We start from the raw sequence: 16,792 nt of genomic DNA, 5'->3' as shown, positions 1-16,792 counted from the left end.
ACTTTTCAGGATTGGAAACGAGGACAATGACCGGTAAAAACTAGCGGTTTCTGTAGATATTATTTTCCAATCGTCCTTTACTTTTCACTCGAATCCGTCCTTTTTTCAAACGGTGAACCGCAAAAGAATCCCTTTTCCGTACACCCTTACATCCATCATTGACCCATCAAATGTCAGAAATTGAAAAAATATTCTGCTCCATTATACTGTGTGTGTCCGGAAGACAAAGACCGGGATCTTTGTACAAGCGGACAAATGATAAAGGAGGATTCTTCAACCTTATGGAAAAGCTTTTCCATCTTAAAGAAAAAGGAACGAACGTAAAAACCGAGATCATTGCCGGTATTACCACGTTCCTGGCCATGGCGTACATTCTGGCTGTAAACCCGATGATTCTTGGGGATGCTGGCATGAAACCAGAAGCTGTATTCATGGCAACTGCACTTTCTTCCGCTGCTGCCTGTCTTCTGATGGGTCTGCTGGCTAACTATCCGGTTGCTCTTTCCGCCGGTATGGGTGTCAACGCCCTCTTCTCCTATACGGTCGTTCTGACCATGGGCTATTCCTGGCAGGCTGCACTTGCCGCTGTTTTTATTTCCGGTCTTGTATTTGTTCTGATTTCCGTTACCGGAATCCGTAAGAAGATCATCGATTCCATCCCTGTTCAGCTCAAGCTGGCCATCGGTGCCGGTATTGGTTTCTTCATCGCGTTTGTCGGCCTGAAAAACGCCGGCATCATCGTGGCGAACGAATCGACGTTCGTAGGTCTTGGCTCCTTCGTAGATCCGCAGGTTCTGCTGGCTCTGCTGGGCATCATCATCACAATCGTCTGCGTTGTCCGCAAAATTCCAGCCGGCGTATTTGTCGGCCTGATCATCACCGCGGTGATCGGCGTTATCCTCGGCCTTTGCGGCGTAGACGGCATGCCGGCCATCAACGGTGTTCTCACCACAAACTTTGACATGAGCGCTGCCGGTGCGTTCGCAAGCGGATTTGGCGAACTCTTCTCCCATCCGATGAATGCGCTGGTAGTTATCTTCTCCTTCCTGTTCGTAGACTTCTTCGATACCGCCGGAACTCTGGTTGCGATCGGAAACGAAATCGGTCTCGTTAAGGAAAACGGCGAACTCGAAAATGCTGAACAGGCTCTGCTGGCTGACTCCATCGGTACCTGCATCGGTGCTGCTCTGGGTACTTCCACAGTAACCAGCTTTGTTGAATCGTCTTCTGGTGTAGGCGTAGGCGGACGTACTGGTCTGACTGCCGTAACTACAGGCGTTCTCTTCATTCTGTCCATCTTCATCAGCCCGCTGATTCTCGGCATGATTACCAACGCGGTAACTGCTCCGGCTCTGGTTGTTGTCGGCGTCATGATGGCGCAGCAGCTCAAGGGCATCCAGTGGGATGATCTGACGATCGCAATTCCGGCGTTCATCACCATCATTTCCATGATCCTGATGTACTCCATTTCCAACGGTATTGCGTTTGGCTTCATCGCCTACGCAGTGTGCATGGTCGCTGCCGGCAAGATCCGTGAAATCCATCCGACCGTATGGATCCTGATGGTAATCTTCGTGATCTACTTCGCTTCGCCTTACCTGATGGCTTAGTCCATACTAAAAAAAACAATCGATCGAATATCCGCCTCAGACGGAATCCATACAAAAAAGAAGCAGGGAAATCCCTGCTTCTTTTATATCTGTATCGTAGTGTTTTTTTTAATGGATCGCAGGTCGTATGCCGGCCTGCTTTCTGTTTTTCCCGTTCTGGAAAAGGGTTTAGACGGACTGGCTTTTCGACTGGCCATTCTGTGTTGCGCCGGACTGCGCGTCCCAGTCGCCGTACGTGTCTGTATCCGGTCGTCTGGACGGACGGTTTGGACGGCCGCCGTTCTGGCCATTGGAATTTCCGCTTTCTCCATCCGGACGTTCTGGGGGCATCATGCCTTCAAAATCGTCGGGCATGTCTTCCGGATCAAAGTCATCCGGCATGTTTTCGGGGTCAAAATCGTCCGGCAGATCTTCCGGATCAAACTCCTCCCGCATCTGGCCGCGGCCTGGACCGCCTTGCATGCCGCCCGGGCCCATAACGGAAATGTTTCCGACTGTGGTCAGGCCTTCTTCCACAGTAAAGAATTCGCTCTTTGTGCCGTCCAGCCAGAGTTCGGCGTCCTTTCCAGCTGTGAGGTCCTTGCAGGAAAGAGTCAGCGTGATCGAAGCGGCATTGCCTGTCTGGGTATTGTTCCAGGTGATCAGCGTTTTTCCGTTCTGCTTCAGTTCGAGTTTCTTGAAGGAAGAGGCTGCAATCATGACGGTGTTCTGGGCGGCATCAGTCGGTTTGGTCGCCGTCGCGGAAAGACCGACTACCGTTCCGCCGCTGATTTTAAAGGTGCCGCGATCCGTATCGAAGGCGCCTTCCGGATTCTGAAGAGCGGCCGCGTAAATTTCGGCGCCCGAGATGAGCAGATCGCCGTTCGAATCGACGCCGTCATTCGTTTTGGAAACGAGGGTGAGCTTGCCGCCCTGAATGCTCAGGCTGTTGGCGGCATTGAGGCAGTCATCGGTACTGTTGATGGTATACGTTCCTTTTTCGATGGTCAGCGTGTCCTTGGATTCGATGCCTTCGCTTTCGGACTGGATCGTGTATGTGCCGTCTTTCAAGGTAACGGCGCCTTCGGCGCGCAGACTGTCGCCCTGGCTGGTGATCGTAAAGGTGCCTTTTTCGATGGTCAGCGTATCGTTGACATCTATGCCTTCATCTTCGGACTGAATGGTCAGATCGCCGTTTTGAATGGTCAGCGCGTCGCTGGCGTGAATGCCGTCTTCTTCAGCACTCAGCGCATACGTTCCGTTTTGGACAACGAGATCTTCTTTGGCTTTGACGGCGGAGCCGGCGGCATCGGAAATCGTCAGTTTCGCGCTGCCCGAAAGGGTCAGCGGCGCACGGGAATAAATCGCCGCGTCAAGAACGGCAATTGTACTGTCTTTGGCATGCGAGTTCGAAGAAACGGTGCTGGCTGCACTCGCTTCGATCGCCACGTCTTTCGCGTTGCGAACAAAGATTGCCGGGCCGTCGGTTACCGAAAGGTTGGCGCCGTCCAGCTTTAAAGTCACGCTCTGGTCTTTGGCGTCCACGACAACCGGATACTTGCCGGTTCTGGTCAGCGTGTACGTGCCACCGTTTACGATTTTCAGACCGGAAGACGCGGAAGACAGATCGATAGTACTGGAAGATACGCTTTGAAGGTCGGCGATTTCAATATCGTCGTCAACTTTTTCGGACGTGTCTTCCGTTTTCTCTTCGTTCTGTTTTTTATTGAACCGATCCTTTTCGTTCTGGATCGCGGAAGAATCGGTTTCCGGCGTGTTTTTTGAAGGTACACATCCCGCCAGCATGGATGCGGCCAGCGCCGCGCCAAGCAGGGCGCGAACGCCATATTTTCGATGGGTTTTAGGCATGGTCTAATGTATCCTGTGTTGGATAGATTTCGAAGAAAAATCCGGATCCGTCCGGATTTTTCTGATTTCAGGCAGAGGGAAATCCGCCTTACCCTTCGGGTTTTTGATCCAAAGTTCAAAAAGCAGATGAAAGGATAAAAATGGAATTGTGGGAAAACAACAAGCAAATAAGGTTTTAATATTGTCTTTTATGGACAATATGGATTGGCTTTGCCTGCAGGAAGATTTTCCTGCCTGACTTTTTAGAGCTGTTCGCCGCCGTCGTGCAGATCGAGCAGGGTGACGGAAAGGTTTCCGTTTTCCGCGCGGATTTCGTTGAGCAGGCGCGTACTCTCAAAATGGCTGTTGGGAAGGAACGTATAGGAAAGTTCGTACAGCGTGCCCATGCCGGCGGTTTTCATCTTTTCAAGGTGCACCTTTTTTCCAAAGCGCGAAAGAATGTCCGTATAGACTGCTTCGTTTGGCATGGATTCGGGCACAACGATCTGAATCTGCATGAGGCTGCGGCGCGAAAAAATCCAGGCGGCCAGAAGCATGCAAAGGTCCATGCCAATGCAGAGAGCAAGCGCCGCAAGGCACGCCCCGCAGGCACAGAGCAGACCGGTGACCATCGAGTAAATGATGCAGATCATGTCCGTTCCTTTGGCCGGCAGAGAGCGGAAGCGGACCAGGCCAAAGACGCCGAGGACCGCGATGGACGTGCCGACTGAGCCGTTGACGGCAAGCAGGCACGAACAGACGAGCGGCGGCAAAAAGGCGCAGGTCAGAAGCATGGAGCGGGTCGGCCGAAACGCGGCCAGACAAAGCAGAGCGCCGACAATGCCGATTCCAAACGCGGCAAGAGTCGGAAGAAACAGATTGGTAAAAACGAGTTCAGTCATCGTATGGGTTCCTTTCTAGTGAATTTTTTCTGAAAAAGTCTTTTGAAAGCGGACTGTCTGGGGGAGGACAGTCCGAGACGAATCGGCTGGATCGGGAAAATCGTTTTCTTTCGATTCAAACCGCCGGAAGGCGGCCGGTTTTCTGAATCTGGCGGGCATACGCCGCCCCGGCTTTGGAAAAGGAGCCGGGCACAATGCCGGGACGCGCAAGCAGGCGGCAAAGTTCTAAGGGCAGCGGACGGGAACACTTGATCTCAAAAATGTTCCATCCTTTTTCGAGCAGCGGGACATCGTCAGGATCGCGATACAGACCCGGGCGAACATCGCGATAAAACAGCTGGTCATCAAACGTCAGCCGCAGCGTGGGATCTTCCTTCCACACGTAGCAGAAGCGATGGGCGTACAGCGTGAAGCGCGGCCGTACCGGCCAGGTGTTTAAAAACGAAGCGATTTCTCTAGTGACGGAATTTTCGCCGGCATGTTCTGGATGGTCATAAAAGTTCTGAAGCGAAGCTTTCGTAAACGGGTGCCTTCGCTTAAACGAGCAGCCGCGAATTTTCTTTTTCAGCTCGAAAAAGAAAGCATCCTCCTCGCTATATACGGGCTTGTAGGCGCGCAGTCTGGCTTTGCACTTGTAGTCGGGCTTGCCTTCGCAAAGGCGCATGAGATCGAAGTGTTCGGTATCGAGGTAAATCGTGTAAATATCGCATTCAAAGTAAGTGTCCGGAATGAGGTGCTCTCCGGCTTCTTTTAAAAACGCCGCCTTGGCGTCTTCCTCGATTCGGTATTTCAGTTCTTTTCGAATAAACGTTTCCATGGCCTCATCTTGCCGGGAGCGTTTCAAAGGATTGTTACAATTCTTAAGAAAATCCAAAGAAGCGAAAAAAAGCCCGTCCTTTTCAAAAAAAGGCAGGCAGACAAATCGATATACTGCAAAAGAGGAACAAAACCGGCAAAACGGCATACAAATGCGAATAAAAAAAGCGCCTGTCGTTCAGGCGCATTAAATCTGGTGAAGAGCGGCTAGTCGGCCTGGGCTTCTTCCCACGTCCGTCTTTCCGGAGAAAGATTATCGACGTAGTAGCGTACCGTCAGCTTGCCGGCAATTCTGGATTTGACTTTGGGTTCTACCACAAAGCAGTCGCCTTCCAGCATCTGCGCCAGCATGGCCTTGCAGGCGCAGGAAAGGTTTTTCGATCCCGGCTCGCATTCGTCCTGCATCTCTTTTGCATTCACTTCAATGTACAAATTCAATGCGTCATGAGCATTCTGTTTTCTGGTTTTCAGATACTGCTCATACTGCTCCTGAGTCCATTTTTCCATCGTTTTGCATCTCCTTTCGCTTCGGCAGCTCTTCGCTAGGAAGAAATGCCTTAGCTATCATAGATTGTTTGAAAGTGATGTCAAATATTGCATGGAAAGGACACAAAATGAAAGCGGCTACGAAAATTCAGGATGGCTGGACATGCGTCCAAACGAGAACGAAAGACGAGGAAAAAGAGTGCTTTTTTGGCGTTAGGGCTTAATGACGGCGTCGGCTTCCATCATGCATTCCGTCATGTCCTTTAAGGATGTCGGCTCGCCGCATTCGAGATTTGCGGCCAGAGAATAGAAGACCAGACTTTCCTCGTTGACCAGAACTTTGCAGCCAAGATCCGCCAGCGCCTTGAGAGGCTTGAGAAGTTTCGAATCCTTGCAGGCGAGAACGACCGCCGAGTTATAGAGCAGGATGGCCTGCGGGACATTTACGCTTTTGGCGAGCGTATCGAGAAAGTCTTCCATCAGCGATTCGCCCAGACGCGGATTGCCCTGACCAAAACGGCTGGAGTTAAGAACGACAATGCGTGCGTTTGATTCTGACATGTAAATCCTCCTTGGATCCGAATCCCGGCGACAGGCCGTATTCGAATTTCTGTTTCCTTGAGTATTATACGTAAAACGAAAGAACCCATTCCAAAACTTCTGCTTTTTGGGCGGTCCGCCTTTTTTGCCCACACGGATCCGGAGAGATTTTTGAATGTCTGTTTTTACAGGCATTCGTTTTTTTATGCACATTGATTTTTACAGGGGCTCTCCGTACAATTTTGAAAGATTTAAAGAAAAGAGTGTTTTCAGGCGCCACAACGCCTGAAAGGAAAAGGGAAAAAGCGGGTATGAAGAGAGTGTGCGGAAAGATCGCTTTGTGTTTGATGGCGGCTGTTCTGGCTGTCGGGCTGTCCGGTACAGGATGCAGTGAACGGCTGATGGCGCAGGAAAACAGGACGGAAATCGATGGAAATGCATCGGTTAAAGCTCTGACATCTTCGCAGGCTTTGCGGGAAATGATGAGCCGCATTCAGGATGGCGTCGATCTGCGGCTGGCCAACGCCATTTCGCCCGGCAGACCGTCCGCAAAAGGCAATGCACAGGCGCTGCAGGAAGCGCTGAATGAGGAGATGGACAAAATTATGGAAGAATACGCCATCGATGAAGATTCAACGGGCATCGCCATCCATTCGCTGGACGGTTCCATTTCCTGGACGCTCAATGAAGATGAGCTGTATACCGGAGCGAGTCTGTACAAGCTGCCGCTGGCGATGATCTGGTATGACCGCCTGGAGAAAGATCCGTCCCTGCTCAAAAAGCCCCTGCTGTACCGGGCCGACATGTACGAAGATGTCTCTGTTATTGCCTCACGTTATGCGGCCGGTTCGTATATCGATCTTGAAGAACTTCTCGAACAGGTTATTCTGACTTCGGACAATACCGCCAGCCACATTTTGTTTGAACATCTTGGCGGCTGGGAAAAGTTCAAATCGATCATGAAAGAACGCTGGCCGAACCATACAGAAGACAAAGACTTTGTTTCCATGGACAATCTGATGAGTCCGGGCGTTATGGTGGATGTTCTTCTGGAAATCGCAGCTTCGCCTGAGCGGTATGAAGAGCTGATTGAAGATATGGAAAACGCACAGCCGGCCAACTATCTCAACCGTTTCCTCGATCGGCCGATTGCCCAGAAATACGGAGCCTATGGCTCACAGGTCAACGGGGCCGGGCTCGATCTCGAAGCATCCTGTCCGTATGTCCTCTGTGTAATGACCGACGATATTCAGGCGGAAAAATTTGTCGGCGATCTGGCGCTGCGCGTGCAGAGTCTTCTGGATACCGAAGAGAAGCAGGGGGAGTAGTTGAGGAGCGTTTCGGTGTTCCTGTTTCCATTCCCGTTTAAAAAGAATACGATAGGACTAATGGCCTGCGGATGGATCATCGGCAGGCTTTCTTTGACGGTACTCGCACGCGTTCCGGCAGGAAAGCCGCTAAGACACCGAAAATACAAATACGTAAAAAGCAAAAAAACGGAAAAGCAGAACGCGCAAAACGAGGCACATTGGATCGGCGCGCAGAGGGAAAACCAAAGCAGATCCCGAAGCACATGCCAAAGCGAATGCCGAAGCCCAGCGGAAAATAAAAAAAGCTGAAGGCGTGCCGCATGGCTTCCTTCAGCGTTAAGTTCTCGTGGCGGAGACGGTGGGATTCGAACCCACGAGCCCTTTCAGACTACCTGATTTCGAGTCAGGCCCGTTATGACCACTTCGATACGTCTCCGTGTTGCGTTCAATATTCTACCATATATTTTCAGAAAAGAAAGAAGGCAAAATTATGGTTACCTGGCTGGTCAACCGAATTCTCCGTAAGGAAAAAACAGACGATATGACGAAACTGCGTTATATCATCAGCCGGCTCTTAGGCTGGGTGGGCATTGCCCTCAACTTTACACTGTTCCTTTCGAAATACATTATCGGCGTTCTCGTCGGCAGCGTTTCGATCTGCGGCGACGCCATCAACAACTTAACGGACTCGCTGAGCAATGTGGTTTCGATCATTTCGTTCAAGATTGCTGAAAAGCCGGCGGATAAGGAACATCCGTACGGGCATGAGCGGACGGAAACGATCGCCGCGATGTTCATGGGCATGGTCATTGTCTATCTGGGCATCGACATGGTGACGCAGTCTTTCCAGAAAATTATTCATCCGACGCCGGTTCATTTTGAGTGGGCCGCCGTCATCATTCTGGTGCTTTCCATTTCGGTCAAGCTGTACATGTACGCTTATAACCATAAGTACGCGAAGCTGTATAAAAGCGAACTGCTGGAAGCCAACGCCATCGATTCGCGAAACGATGTGATCGGTACGGCGATGGTTCTTCTTTCTACGCTCATTTCCCGCTTTACCGGATTCGATCTGGACGGTTACATGGGTGTCGTTGTATCGGGCATTATTTTCTATTCGGCCTGGGGTCTGCTGCGCGAAGACAGCAACATCCTTTTAGGTGAAGCGCCGACGCCGCAGGAAATGAATCAGATGATCGATCTGATCATGATCAATCCGATGGTCATCGACGTCCACGATATCGCCATCCATAAATACGGTCCCCGCTACAAATACGCGACCGCCCACGTAGAAGTGGACGGCACCCTCAATCTGATGGACGTCCATCAGGAAGTGGACCGAATTGAACGCGAAGTCATGAAAGTCATGGGCATCGAGCTCGTCACACACGTCGATCCGGTTCTTCTGCACGATGAACAGACGACCCGCGCGGAAGAAAAGCTTACGGAAGCCGTGCGCAAAACGAATCCGAACTGGATGATTCAGGACTTCCGCATTGAAGAGACGCCGGAAAATCAGATGGTTCTCTATTTCGATCTGATCGTCCCCTATGACGAAAAGCGTTCCAAAAAGGAAATCGAAGACGTACTGAAATCCCGTCTGAACGACGACAAAATCGCCTGGATGGAAATGCGCATCGTCCATCCGTACTCCTGATTGAATTCTCAGCCCCCATGGCTGGCTTATCGTTTACATTTATTCACACGAAAAGCGCCGGCTCGTTCTTGCAGCGAGCCGGCGCTTTGATATGTCTGGGAAATGGAAATCCTGAAATCGCAAATGAAATTCGGAACAGAGAAAGCGGATTTCTGTCTATTCCGAGAGCCATCCGGCCGCGAACCATCCGGCGGCAGCGGCGACAAGACCGATCAGAAGCTGTCCGATGGAGAAGGACGCCCAGCTGGTCTTGAGCAGAATGGCGATCGGGCTGGCGCAGATCAGGCCGATGATGGCCCACATTGTCTGCAGATGCCATTTGTTCATAATCCACTCGATCAGCTTGGCGATCGCAAAGATGCCAAGAACGACGCCGATCGCAAAGGGGACGCCAAGAATGACGCAGTGACCGATCATGCCCCAGTCGAGCTTGAGCAGAGCGGTGATGCCGTCGGACACCAGGTTGATGACGGGCTGATAGTATCCCATCAGCATGAGCATCATCGAACCGGAAACGCCTGGGATAACCATAGTCGCCGCCGCGATGACGCCGACGATGAATAACATGAACAGGCCGAAAAAGTTCGTATGCAGAACGACATCATTTCCTGAGCTTTCGTTAACGACGGCCAGCACGACGATCAGCACGAAGAAAGCCGCAAAGCAAAGGCCGTAGGAAAGCTTGAATCCCTTATGCTTCACGTGCTTGAAAATCGAAGGCAGAGAGCCGAGGATCAGACCGCAGAAGCCCAGGTTGGTCGCGATCGGCCAGCGCGCCAGCAGAAACGAAAACAGCTTGGCTAAAAGTGCGAGCGCCAGAACGATACCGATCAGAATAGGAAGCAGGAAACGGAAGGACTTTTTGAAGTCCGAAAACAGATGCGTTACCGAATGAATCAGTTTGTCATAGATGCCCATGGAGACCATCATGGTGCCGCCGGAAACGCCGGGGATGATATTGGCTACGCCAATGACCATGCCGCGCAGGACATCCATCCAGAAACTGGAAATTTTCATAATTACCTCTCTTTAAAGCCGGTTCGCAAACCGGCGCTGAAACCCAAGTATTATATAACATCCGCTTAACACCCGCCGGGCCGACCTGCCACGGGTCTTCCTTACAGTTTTGTCTGACAGCGTCTGCAAAACGCATCCTCAAAAGAAAACTGTTGTCCAATAATCAGAAAAAAGCCGGCAAAAACAAAGCCGCAGGCGATGCCCATCGGCATAAAAAGAACGCTTTCAGACCCTCATCGCAGAAGGCGGTTTTTCCTCGATTTACGAAAACGGGGTGCGAATGTAAAAAAATTCGATTATTTGACGTTAGAAATTGCAATGAAACGCATCGCGCATATAATGGGCTTTGCGTTTATATAAGTTATATTCTTTGTTTAGTATTGCTAAACAGCGACTGAGCCCGCAAGGGCTTGGCGGTATGGACGCCCCGGAAAGGAGAGGACAATGGATTTGAAAATCGGAGCGCGGATTCGCAGCCTCAGGCAGGCGAATTCCCTGACGCTTGAAGAGCTCGCCAGCCGATGCGAGCTGACCAAGGGATTCCTCTCCCAGCTCGAGAGGGATCTGACTTCGCCTTCCATTTCTACGCTGGCCGATATTCTGGAAGCCCTGGGCACCAGCCTTCCGGAATTTTTCAGCGAAGAGCCGGAAAGCCAGATCGTGTTTCGACAGGATGATTTCTTTGTCGATGAAAGAGACGATCATACGATTACCTGGATCGTTCCCAACGCGCAGAAAAACGAAATGGAACCGATCCTGGTCCGCATTGAACCGTTTAAATCCTCGATGACGACAGCCAATCATCAGGGGGAAGAATTCGGCTATATCCTTCGCGGAACCGTCTGTCTGACGTTTGAAGACGGACGGCGCATGACGGTACGCACCGGCGAAACGTTTTATACCGACGGCAGCGTCCGCCACTGGCTGGAGAACCCCTATAAAACGCCCGCACTCGTTCTGTGGGTTTCGACACCTCCGGTGTTCTAGAAAGGAAAGAGATGGAAAAAGACAATACCCTGATTCAGTTCAGGAACATCCAGAAGAGTTTTGATGACCAGATTATTCTCAAGGGCATCAATCTCGACATTAACAAAAACGAGTTTGTCACTCTGCTTGGCCCTTCGGGATGCGGCAAGACGACCCTTCTGCGAATTCTTGGAGGCTTCCTTTCTCAGGATGAAGGAGAAGTCTACATCGAGGGAAAAGAAATTTCTTCGCTGCCCCCGTACAAGCGGGAGCTGAATACGGTCTTCCAGAAATACGCGCTCTTTCCGAATATGAATGTTTACGAAAACATCGCGTTCGGTCTGCGCATCAAAAAAGTATCGGACGACATTATCGAACAGAAAGTCATGCGTATGCTTCGTCTGATCGGACTGGAAGGCTATGAAAAACGGGAAATTACCCAGCTTTCCGGCGGCCAGCAGCAGCGTGTGGCCATCGCCAGAGCGCTGGTCAATGAACCGAACGTGCTTCTGCTCGACGAACCGCTCGGCGCGCTGGACTTAAAGCTGCGCAAGGAAATGCAGTACGAGCTCAAGCGCATTCAGCAGGAAGTCGGCATTACCTTTATTTTTGTTACCCACGACCAGGAAGAAGCCCTGACGATGTCCGACAAGATCGTCATCATGAAGGAGGGCGAAATCCAGCAGGTCGGCTCGCCGGTTGAAATTTACAACGAACCGGTCAACGGCTATGTCGCCAACTTTATCGGCGAAAGCAACATTTTGCCCGGCACGATGGTCCAGGACGAACTCGTCCGCTTTGACGAACAGGATTTTGAATGCGTCGACAAGGGCTTCAAGCCCGGCGAAGCGGTCGATGTCGTCATCCGTCCCGAAGACATTGATATCGTTCCCGTCGGTCAGGGAAAACTGACCGGTACCGTGGAATCGGTTCTGTTCAAGGGCATGCTTTACGAAATGATGGTCGAAACCGTACCAGGCACCCACGTAACTGTGAACATGCACATCACGACCGAAGATGCCAACCAGAAAGACGACGGCCACATCCACATTTCCGGAAACAGCTTCTATCTGGACGTGGAAGATATGGAAGGCATCGAAGAAAAGGATCTGATCGCCCGTGCCGACGCGCAGGCCTGGAATGACGAAACCGATGAACAGCTGTCCATCGAACACGTCGAAACCGACCTGGAAAACAAGATCGGTACGTATTCGATTACCTTCACGACGCAGGGCGGCCTGTCGATTACCAAGACCATTCAGGTCATCGACCAGCAGATCGTCCGCGATGAAAAACGAAACGAGGGCGTTTCCGCCTTTAACTTCTTTAAATCCAAGGATGAAATCAAGGAATCCGTGGCGCTTGATACCGACCTGAAAACGTGGGCGAACGCGCAGGGCTGGCGTCTGAACAACGAAGACCAGTCCATTCCGCTCGATGTCACCTACGATTTCGATCCGGAAAAAATTGAACCGGGCGTTTACCCGGTAACGTTCTGGACCAAAGGCCGCGAGTTCAAGATTCATACGACGGACTTTTATAAGGAAGGTTCCCGTGTCGGTCTGACGTTTGGTCCGGAAGACATTCACGTCATGGAGAAGGAAGGCTATACCTCATGAAGACCTGGCGCAGACTCGCAATCCCGTATCTGATCTGGGGAACCGGGATGCTGCTGCTCCCGATGCTCCTGATCGTGTTTTATTCCATTGTCCAGCCGGGAAACGAAGTCACGACTTTCCGCTTTTCTCTGGACAGCTACATCCGTTTCTTTACGGATCCCAACTTTCTGATCATTCTCGGCCGCTCGCTGAGCGTTGCGATCAAGACGACCGTTCTCTGCCTGCTGATCGGCTATCCGGTGGCGTACTGGATCAGCCGCTGCAAGCAGAAGACGCAAAATCTGATCGTTCTGTTCATTACGCTGCCGATGTGGATCAACATGCTGGTAAGAACGTATGCCTGGATCGGCATCCTTTCCAAAGGCGGACCGGTTTCGATTGTCCTGAGCTGGTTTGGCATTAAGGACGCGGAAATTCTGTATACCGAAACCGCCGTTCTGATCGGCATGGTCTACAACTATCTGCCGTACATGGTGCTGCAGATTCACGCGTCGCTGACCAAAATGGATCCCTCGCTGGTCGAGGCGGCCAGCGATCTGGGCGCTTCGCCGTTCCAGACGTTCTGGCGGGTTATTTTCCCGCTGTCGATTCCGGGTGTCATTTCCGGAATTACCCTCGTCTTTCTGCCGGCGATTTCCGCCTTCTTCATTCCGAAACTGCTCGGCGGAGGCGGCTGGTTCCTGATTGGAAACGTCATTGAAAACCAGTTCATCACCGTCGGCGAATGGAACTTCGGTTCGGCGATTTCCGTCATTATGGCGATGATGATGATGATTCTGATGTCCCTTGTCCGCAAGGCGGACCGTAAGGCGGCCAAGGAGGGCAAAGCATGAAAAAAAGACGCCCCGTCGGCGCGCTGCTGACGACGCTTATGATGATCTTCTTTTATGTGCCGATCCTCTTCATGATCATCTTCTCGTTCAACAGCTCCAAATCGCTGACAAGCTTTACCGGCTTCTCGCTGCGGTGGTATGAGCAGATGTTTGCCTCGCATGACATGATGAATTCGCTTTATGTCACCATCGTCATTGCGGTTCTGGCCACCGTCATTTCGACGATCGTCGGAACGATCACCGCGATCGGCCTGCGCTATTCGAAAAAGCTGGTGCGCTCCTACGTCACGCAGATCAACGATCTGCCGATGATGAACCCGGATATCGTGACCGCGATCGGTCTGATGCTGCTGTTCATCACCTTCCATATCGAACGCGGCTTTGTCACTTTGCTTCTGGCGCACATCGCGTTCTGTACGCCGTATGTCATTCTTTCGGTTACCCCGAAACTGCGGCAGCTTGACCCGAACCTGGCGGATGCGGCCATGGACCTTGGCGCCACGCCGTTTCAGACGCTGACTAAAGTCATCGTTCCGGAAATCATGCCGGGCATTGTCTCGGGCGCACTGATCGCCTTCACGATGAGTTTTGACGACTTCATCATTTCCTACTTTGCGACGGGAAAAGGCGTCAAGAACCTGTCGATCATGGTGTACACGATGGCCAAGCGCGTCAATCCGTCCATCAACGCGATTTCCACGCTGCTTGTCGCTCTGATCACGATCATCTTGCTGGCGGTCAACATCATCCCGGTCGTTCGCAAGCGCATGGAAGAAAAGCGCATGAAAGACCCCAATTACGTGCCTTCGGCACACAAGCACACCGCGCGCAATTCGCTGATCGGTGCGGTCATTGTCGCGCTGGCGTGCTGCCTGTTCTTCTTCCGCCCGGATCGCGGTACGCAGGCGTTTGCGGGCCAGACGCTGCATCTGTATTTGCCTGGCGAATACATTTCGGATGAAATGCTTTCGAACTTTGAGCAGCAGACCGGCGCTCAGGTTGTCGTGGACAACTTTGACTCCAACGAACAGATGTACATCAAGGTGGCGAACGGCGAATCCTTCGATGTGCTGATTCCTTCAGACTATATGATTCAGCGTCTGATCGACGAAGACCTGCTGATGAAGCTCGATCCGGAAAAAGTCGATGAAGCGATCGTTCAGCTCGACGATCAGGTATGCGATCTCGCCTACGATCCCGGAAACCAGTATTCCGTTCCGTATTTCTGGGGTACGGTCGGCATTGTGTACGACAAGGAAAAAGTGTCCCAGGAAGATCTCGAAAAAGACGGCTGGAACATTTTCCGCAATCCGAAGTACAAAGGCGATGTATACCTGTACGATTCGGAGCGCGACCAGTTCATGTCCGCTCTGAAAAATCTGGGCTATTCGATGAACACGTCGGATTCCCAGGAGCTCAAGGACGCCTTTGACTGGCTGAGCGATGTGGTCCGCACGATGGAACCGGAAATCGTAACGGATGAAATCATCGACAACATGGCCAACGGCCGCAAGGCGCTGGGCATGGTCTATTCCGGCGATGCGACGTACATCCTTCAGGAAAACGACCAGATGGGCTACTATCTGCCCAAAGAAGGCACCAACCTCTGGGTCGATGCCATGTGTATCCCGAAGAGCGCGGCCAATCCGGAACTCGCCTACGCCTTCATCAACTACGCAGCGTCCTACGAAGCGCAGATGATCAACTCGTCCTACGTCGGCTATACCGCGACCAACAAGGAAGCGGAAGACGAACTGGCAGCCACGGAGTTTGACGGCACCAACGCCTACATTCCGCGTACCGGCTATGCGAAGGACGAAGTCTTTGAATACAATCCGGACAGCCGCAAGACGATTGCGCAGTACTGGAGTCAGGTCAAGATCATCGCATCCAACAGCCGCTAGCCAGCGTGTCCTGAAGCGGAAAAACCGATGGATCGAAAATCGATTTGATCCGGAACATCCATTTGCAAAACGAATAAAGTCCCGAATGCGAAGCGGCAGAAACCGGTTCGATTCGGGACTTTTTACATGTGCAGTGCAGAGTGCAGAAACCGGATGGATCTTTGAAAAAGAAAGCCGGATTCAGATCGCGTAAATCGAAATGAGAATCAGTGAAGAGAAAAACGCGCAGGCAAAAGGAATCCAGAGAACAGCCGCAGGCGGCTGTTTCGGTTCGCTTTGCGACGTGTCGATCAGAACGCGGATGCGCGATTCAAGAGCACGGGTCGACGTGCTGCGGGAAAAGGCGGAGAGCCGCACAAAGTTGGTATGCGGAAACGTGCGGGAAGACGGAGCCGCAAAGCGAAGCACCGTCCGGGAGTAATTGAGACGATTTAGCGGCGTGCGCTGTTCGGTGATCTGTCGATCGACGCGGATTTCGCTGAACAGTTCCAGCACGGGACGAATCCGCGTGAGGCCCGGCAGCCACCAGTAGACAATCGTCAGCGTCAGATACAGCTTTTTCAAGAGCGCGTCCTCGTTGCACAGATGACACACCTCATGCAAAATGATGAACTCATATTCGTCTGGATGCATCGGCACGTCCGGCAGGATGATAGCCGGATGATGATCGAGGCGTACAAAGGAAAACGGAACGGACGGAGAAATATAAAGATCAAAGTCCGGACCGCAGTAGTCCGGGATGAAATCGGTAATCGCGTACTGTTTTGCGGTATCGAGAACCATATCCATCAGAACCTGTTCTTTCTCATATCGTCGCCGGTATCGCACAAACGCAATAGCCGCGCCGGCCAGCCAGATCCAGCTCAGCCAGCCAAAGCCGTTCGTACCAAGAAACGACACGGTTTCCAGGTGGTGATCGATCAGAGGAAAGAGGCCATTCCAGGGCAGCTCGACCCCGAGCTGAAAGCTGCAGGGAAGAAACATGCGAAAGAAATAGGTGCACAATACCGCCATAAAAAGGCAGGGATGAATGCGGCTGGCCAGAGAAGAATTATGAAGAAGTACAGCCAGCACAGCCATCAGACATATACAAAACAGAAGCGCCATGAATACCGAATAGACAGACAGCAGCATAATGTACCTTCTTTCCATATTCGGAGTTGCAATTCAGAGGCTTAAAAAATGGAAGGGACGGATCGCATGCAGCATTGTGCGGGGAAAACCGCATGCAAATCCAAGTGGTTCTATTTTAGCAATGCTGTTCACTTAAGCTTCACAAGCTCACTTACAAATCAGGTTAGTTCC

Annotated in this window: 14 protein-coding genes and 1 tRNA gene; 7 read left to right on the top strand and 8 right to left on the bottom strand. The window is 51.7% G+C overall.

What is annotated here, in order from left to right:
- Window positions 1-281: 281 nt before the first annotated feature.
- Window positions 282-1,610 carry an NCS2 family permease gene (locus tag Q2J39_RS02625; RefSeq protein ID WP_288339072.1) on the top strand — a complete coding sequence of 443 codons (1,329 nt, stop codon included), beginning with the start codon at window positions 282-284 and terminating at the stop codon, window positions 1,608-1,610.
- Between the two features lie 168 nt (window positions 1,611-1,778).
- Here the strand turns inward: Q2J39_RS02625 and Q2J39_RS02620 are convergent, their stop codons facing one another.
- The 5 genes from Q2J39_RS02620 to Q2J39_RS02600 all read right to left on the bottom strand — a co-directional run bounded on the left by Q2J39_RS02620 (window position 1,779) and on the right by Q2J39_RS02600 (window position 6,202).
- Entirely contained in the window at window positions 1,779-3,458 is a 1,680-nt protein-coding gene (locus tag Q2J39_RS02620; protein ID WP_288339073.1) for a carbohydrate-binding domain-containing protein, read from the bottom strand.
- Between the two features lie 242 nt (window positions 3,459-3,700).
- Window positions 3,701-4,339, bottom strand: a complete 639-nt coding sequence (locus tag Q2J39_RS02615; protein ID WP_288339074.1) for a DUF4956 domain-containing protein — start codon at window positions 4,337-4,339, stop codon at window positions 3,701-3,703.
- A 115-nt stretch (window positions 4,340-4,454) separates the two neighbouring features.
- Window positions 4,455-5,156: a VTC domain-containing protein gene (locus Q2J39_RS02610; RefSeq protein WP_288339075.1), complete on the bottom strand. Its 702-nt coding sequence runs from the start codon at window positions 5,154-5,156 to the stop codon at window positions 4,455-4,457.
- Window positions 5,157-5,362: 206 nt separating this feature from the next.
- Window positions 5,363-5,662 carry a hypothetical protein gene (locus Q2J39_RS02605; RefSeq protein ID WP_230267307.1) on the bottom strand — a complete coding sequence of 100 codons (300 nt, stop codon included), beginning with the start codon at window positions 5,660-5,662 and terminating at the stop codon, window positions 5,363-5,365.
- A gap of 192 nt (window positions 5,663-5,854) precedes the next feature.
- Entirely contained in the window at window positions 5,855-6,202 is a 348-nt protein-coding gene (locus tag Q2J39_RS02600; RefSeq protein ID WP_230267308.1) for a hypothetical protein, read from the bottom strand.
- Window positions 6,203-6,492: 290 nt separating this feature from the next.
- On the opposite strand from Q2J39_RS02600, the gene Q2J39_RS02595 reads away from it, so the two are divergent.
- On the top strand, window positions 6,493-7,509 hold the full coding sequence (locus tag Q2J39_RS02595; protein ID WP_288339076.1) for a serine hydrolase: 1,017 nt from the start codon (window positions 6,493-6,495) through the stop codon (window positions 7,507-7,509).
- A gap of 329 nt (window positions 7,510-7,838) precedes the next feature.
- Here the strand turns inward: Q2J39_RS02595 and Q2J39_RS02590 are convergent.
- Window positions 7,839-7,927: transfer RNA gene (locus tag Q2J39_RS02590), tRNA-Ser, on the bottom strand.
- Window positions 7,928-7,981: 54 nt separating this feature from the next.
- Between Q2J39_RS02590 and Q2J39_RS02585 the strand changes: the two genes are divergently transcribed.
- Entirely contained in the window at window positions 7,982-9,148 is a 1,167-nt protein-coding gene (locus Q2J39_RS02585) for a cation diffusion facilitator family transporter (protein ID WP_230267310.1), read from the top strand.
- 156 nt (window positions 9,149-9,304) lie between these two features.
- Here the strand turns inward: Q2J39_RS02585 and Q2J39_RS02580 are convergent, their stop codons facing one another.
- On the bottom strand, window positions 9,305-10,165 hold the full coding sequence (locus Q2J39_RS02580) for a DUF368 domain-containing protein (protein WP_288339077.1): 861 nt from the start codon (window positions 10,163-10,165) through the stop codon (window positions 9,305-9,307).
- Window positions 10,166-10,615: 450 nt separating this feature from the next.
- Between Q2J39_RS02580 and Q2J39_RS02575 the strand changes: the two genes are divergently transcribed.
- The 4 genes from Q2J39_RS02575 to Q2J39_RS02560 are packed head-to-tail and all read left to right on the top strand — an operon-like array spanning window position 10,616 to window position 15,487.
- Window positions 10,616-11,152 carry a helix-turn-helix domain-containing protein gene (locus tag Q2J39_RS02575; RefSeq protein ID WP_230267325.1) on the top strand — a complete coding sequence of 179 codons (537 nt, stop codon included), beginning with the start codon at window positions 10,616-10,618 and terminating at the stop codon, window positions 11,150-11,152.
- Between the two features lie 11 nt (window positions 11,153-11,163).
- Window positions 11,164-12,750: an ABC transporter ATP-binding protein gene (locus tag Q2J39_RS02570; protein WP_288339078.1), complete on the top strand. Its 1,587-nt coding sequence runs from the start codon at window positions 11,164-11,166 to the stop codon at window positions 12,748-12,750.
- Window positions 12,747-13,583 (top strand): ABC transporter permease, encoded by an 837-nt coding sequence (locus tag Q2J39_RS02565; RefSeq protein ID WP_230267313.1) that lies wholly within the window; start codon window positions 12,747-12,749, stop codon window positions 13,581-13,583. The genes Q2J39_RS02570 and Q2J39_RS02565 overlap by 4 nt, the downstream gene beginning before the upstream one ends.
- Window positions 13,580-15,487 (top strand): extracellular solute-binding protein, encoded by a 1,908-nt coding sequence (locus Q2J39_RS02560; protein ID WP_230267314.1) that lies wholly within the window; start codon window positions 13,580-13,582, stop codon window positions 15,485-15,487. The genes Q2J39_RS02565 and Q2J39_RS02560 overlap by 4 nt, the downstream gene beginning before the upstream one ends.
- 180 nt (window positions 15,488-15,667) lie before the next feature.
- On the opposite strand, the gene Q2J39_RS02555 is transcribed toward Q2J39_RS02560, so the two are convergent.
- Complete coding sequence (locus Q2J39_RS02555) at window positions 15,668-16,621, bottom strand: M56 family metallopeptidase (protein ID WP_230267315.1); 954 nt, start codon at window positions 16,619-16,621, stop codon at window positions 15,668-15,670.
- Between the last annotated feature and the right edge of the window lie 171 nt (window positions 16,622-16,792).

It is taken from the genome of uncultured Allobaculum sp. (genome assembly GCF_948576815.1).
Lineage (GTDB): Bacteria > Bacillota_I > Bacilli_A > Erysipelotrichales > Erysipelotrichaceae > Allobaculum > Allobaculum fili.
The sequence above is the reverse complement of the archived record's forward strand: the minus strand, read 5'-3'. Positions and strand labels throughout refer to the sequence as shown.

What these genes read in the sequence shown, in the direction of transcription:
- Q2J39_RS02625 (WP_288339072.1), top strand. Translation starts at nt 282, where the DNA reads ATGGAAAAGCTTTTCCATCTTAAAGAAAAAGGAACGAACGTAAAAACC.
- Q2J39_RS02620 (WP_288339073.1), bottom strand. Translation starts at nt 3,458, where the DNA reads ATGCCTAAAACCCATCGAAAATATGGCGTTCGCGCCCTGCTTGGCGCG.
- Q2J39_RS02615 (WP_288339074.1), bottom strand. Translation starts at nt 4,339, where the DNA reads ATGACTGAACTCGTTTTTACCAATCTGTTTCTTCCGACTCTTGCCGCG.
- Q2J39_RS02610 (WP_288339075.1), bottom strand. Translation starts at nt 5,156, where the DNA reads ATGGAAACGTTTATTCGAAAAGAACTGAAATACCGAATCGAGGAAGAC.
- Q2J39_RS02605 (WP_230267307.1), bottom strand. Translation starts at nt 5,662, where the DNA reads ATGGAAAAATGGACTCAGGAGCAGTATGAGCAGTATCTGAAAACCAGA.
- Q2J39_RS02600 (WP_230267308.1), bottom strand. Translation starts at nt 6,202, where the DNA reads ATGTCAGAATCAAACGCACGCATTGTCGTTCTTAACTCCAGCCGTTTT.
- Q2J39_RS02595 (WP_288339076.1), top strand. Translation starts at nt 6,493, where the DNA reads ATGAAGAGAGTGTGCGGAAAGATCGCTTTGTGTTTGATGGCGGCTGTT.
- Q2J39_RS02585 (WP_230267310.1), top strand. Translation starts at nt 7,982, where the DNA reads ATGGTTACCTGGCTGGTCAACCGAATTCTCCGTAAGGAAAAAACAGAC.
- Q2J39_RS02580 (WP_288339077.1), bottom strand. Translation starts at nt 10,165, where the DNA reads ATGAAAATTTCCAGTTTCTGGATGGATGTCCTGCGCGGCATGGTCATT.
- Q2J39_RS02570 (WP_288339078.1), top strand. Translation starts at nt 11,164, where the DNA reads ATGGAAAAAGACAATACCCTGATTCAGTTCAGGAACATCCAGAAGAGT.
- Q2J39_RS02565 (WP_230267313.1), top strand. Translation starts at nt 12,747, where the DNA reads ATGAAGACCTGGCGCAGACTCGCAATCCCGTATCTGATCTGGGGAACC.
- Q2J39_RS02560 (WP_230267314.1), top strand. Translation starts at nt 13,580, where the DNA reads ATGAAAAAAAGACGCCCCGTCGGCGCGCTGCTGACGACGCTTATGATG.
- Q2J39_RS02555 (WP_230267315.1), bottom strand. Translation starts at nt 16,621, where the DNA reads ATGCTGCTGTCTGTCTATTCGGTATTCATGGCGCTTCTGTTTTGTATA.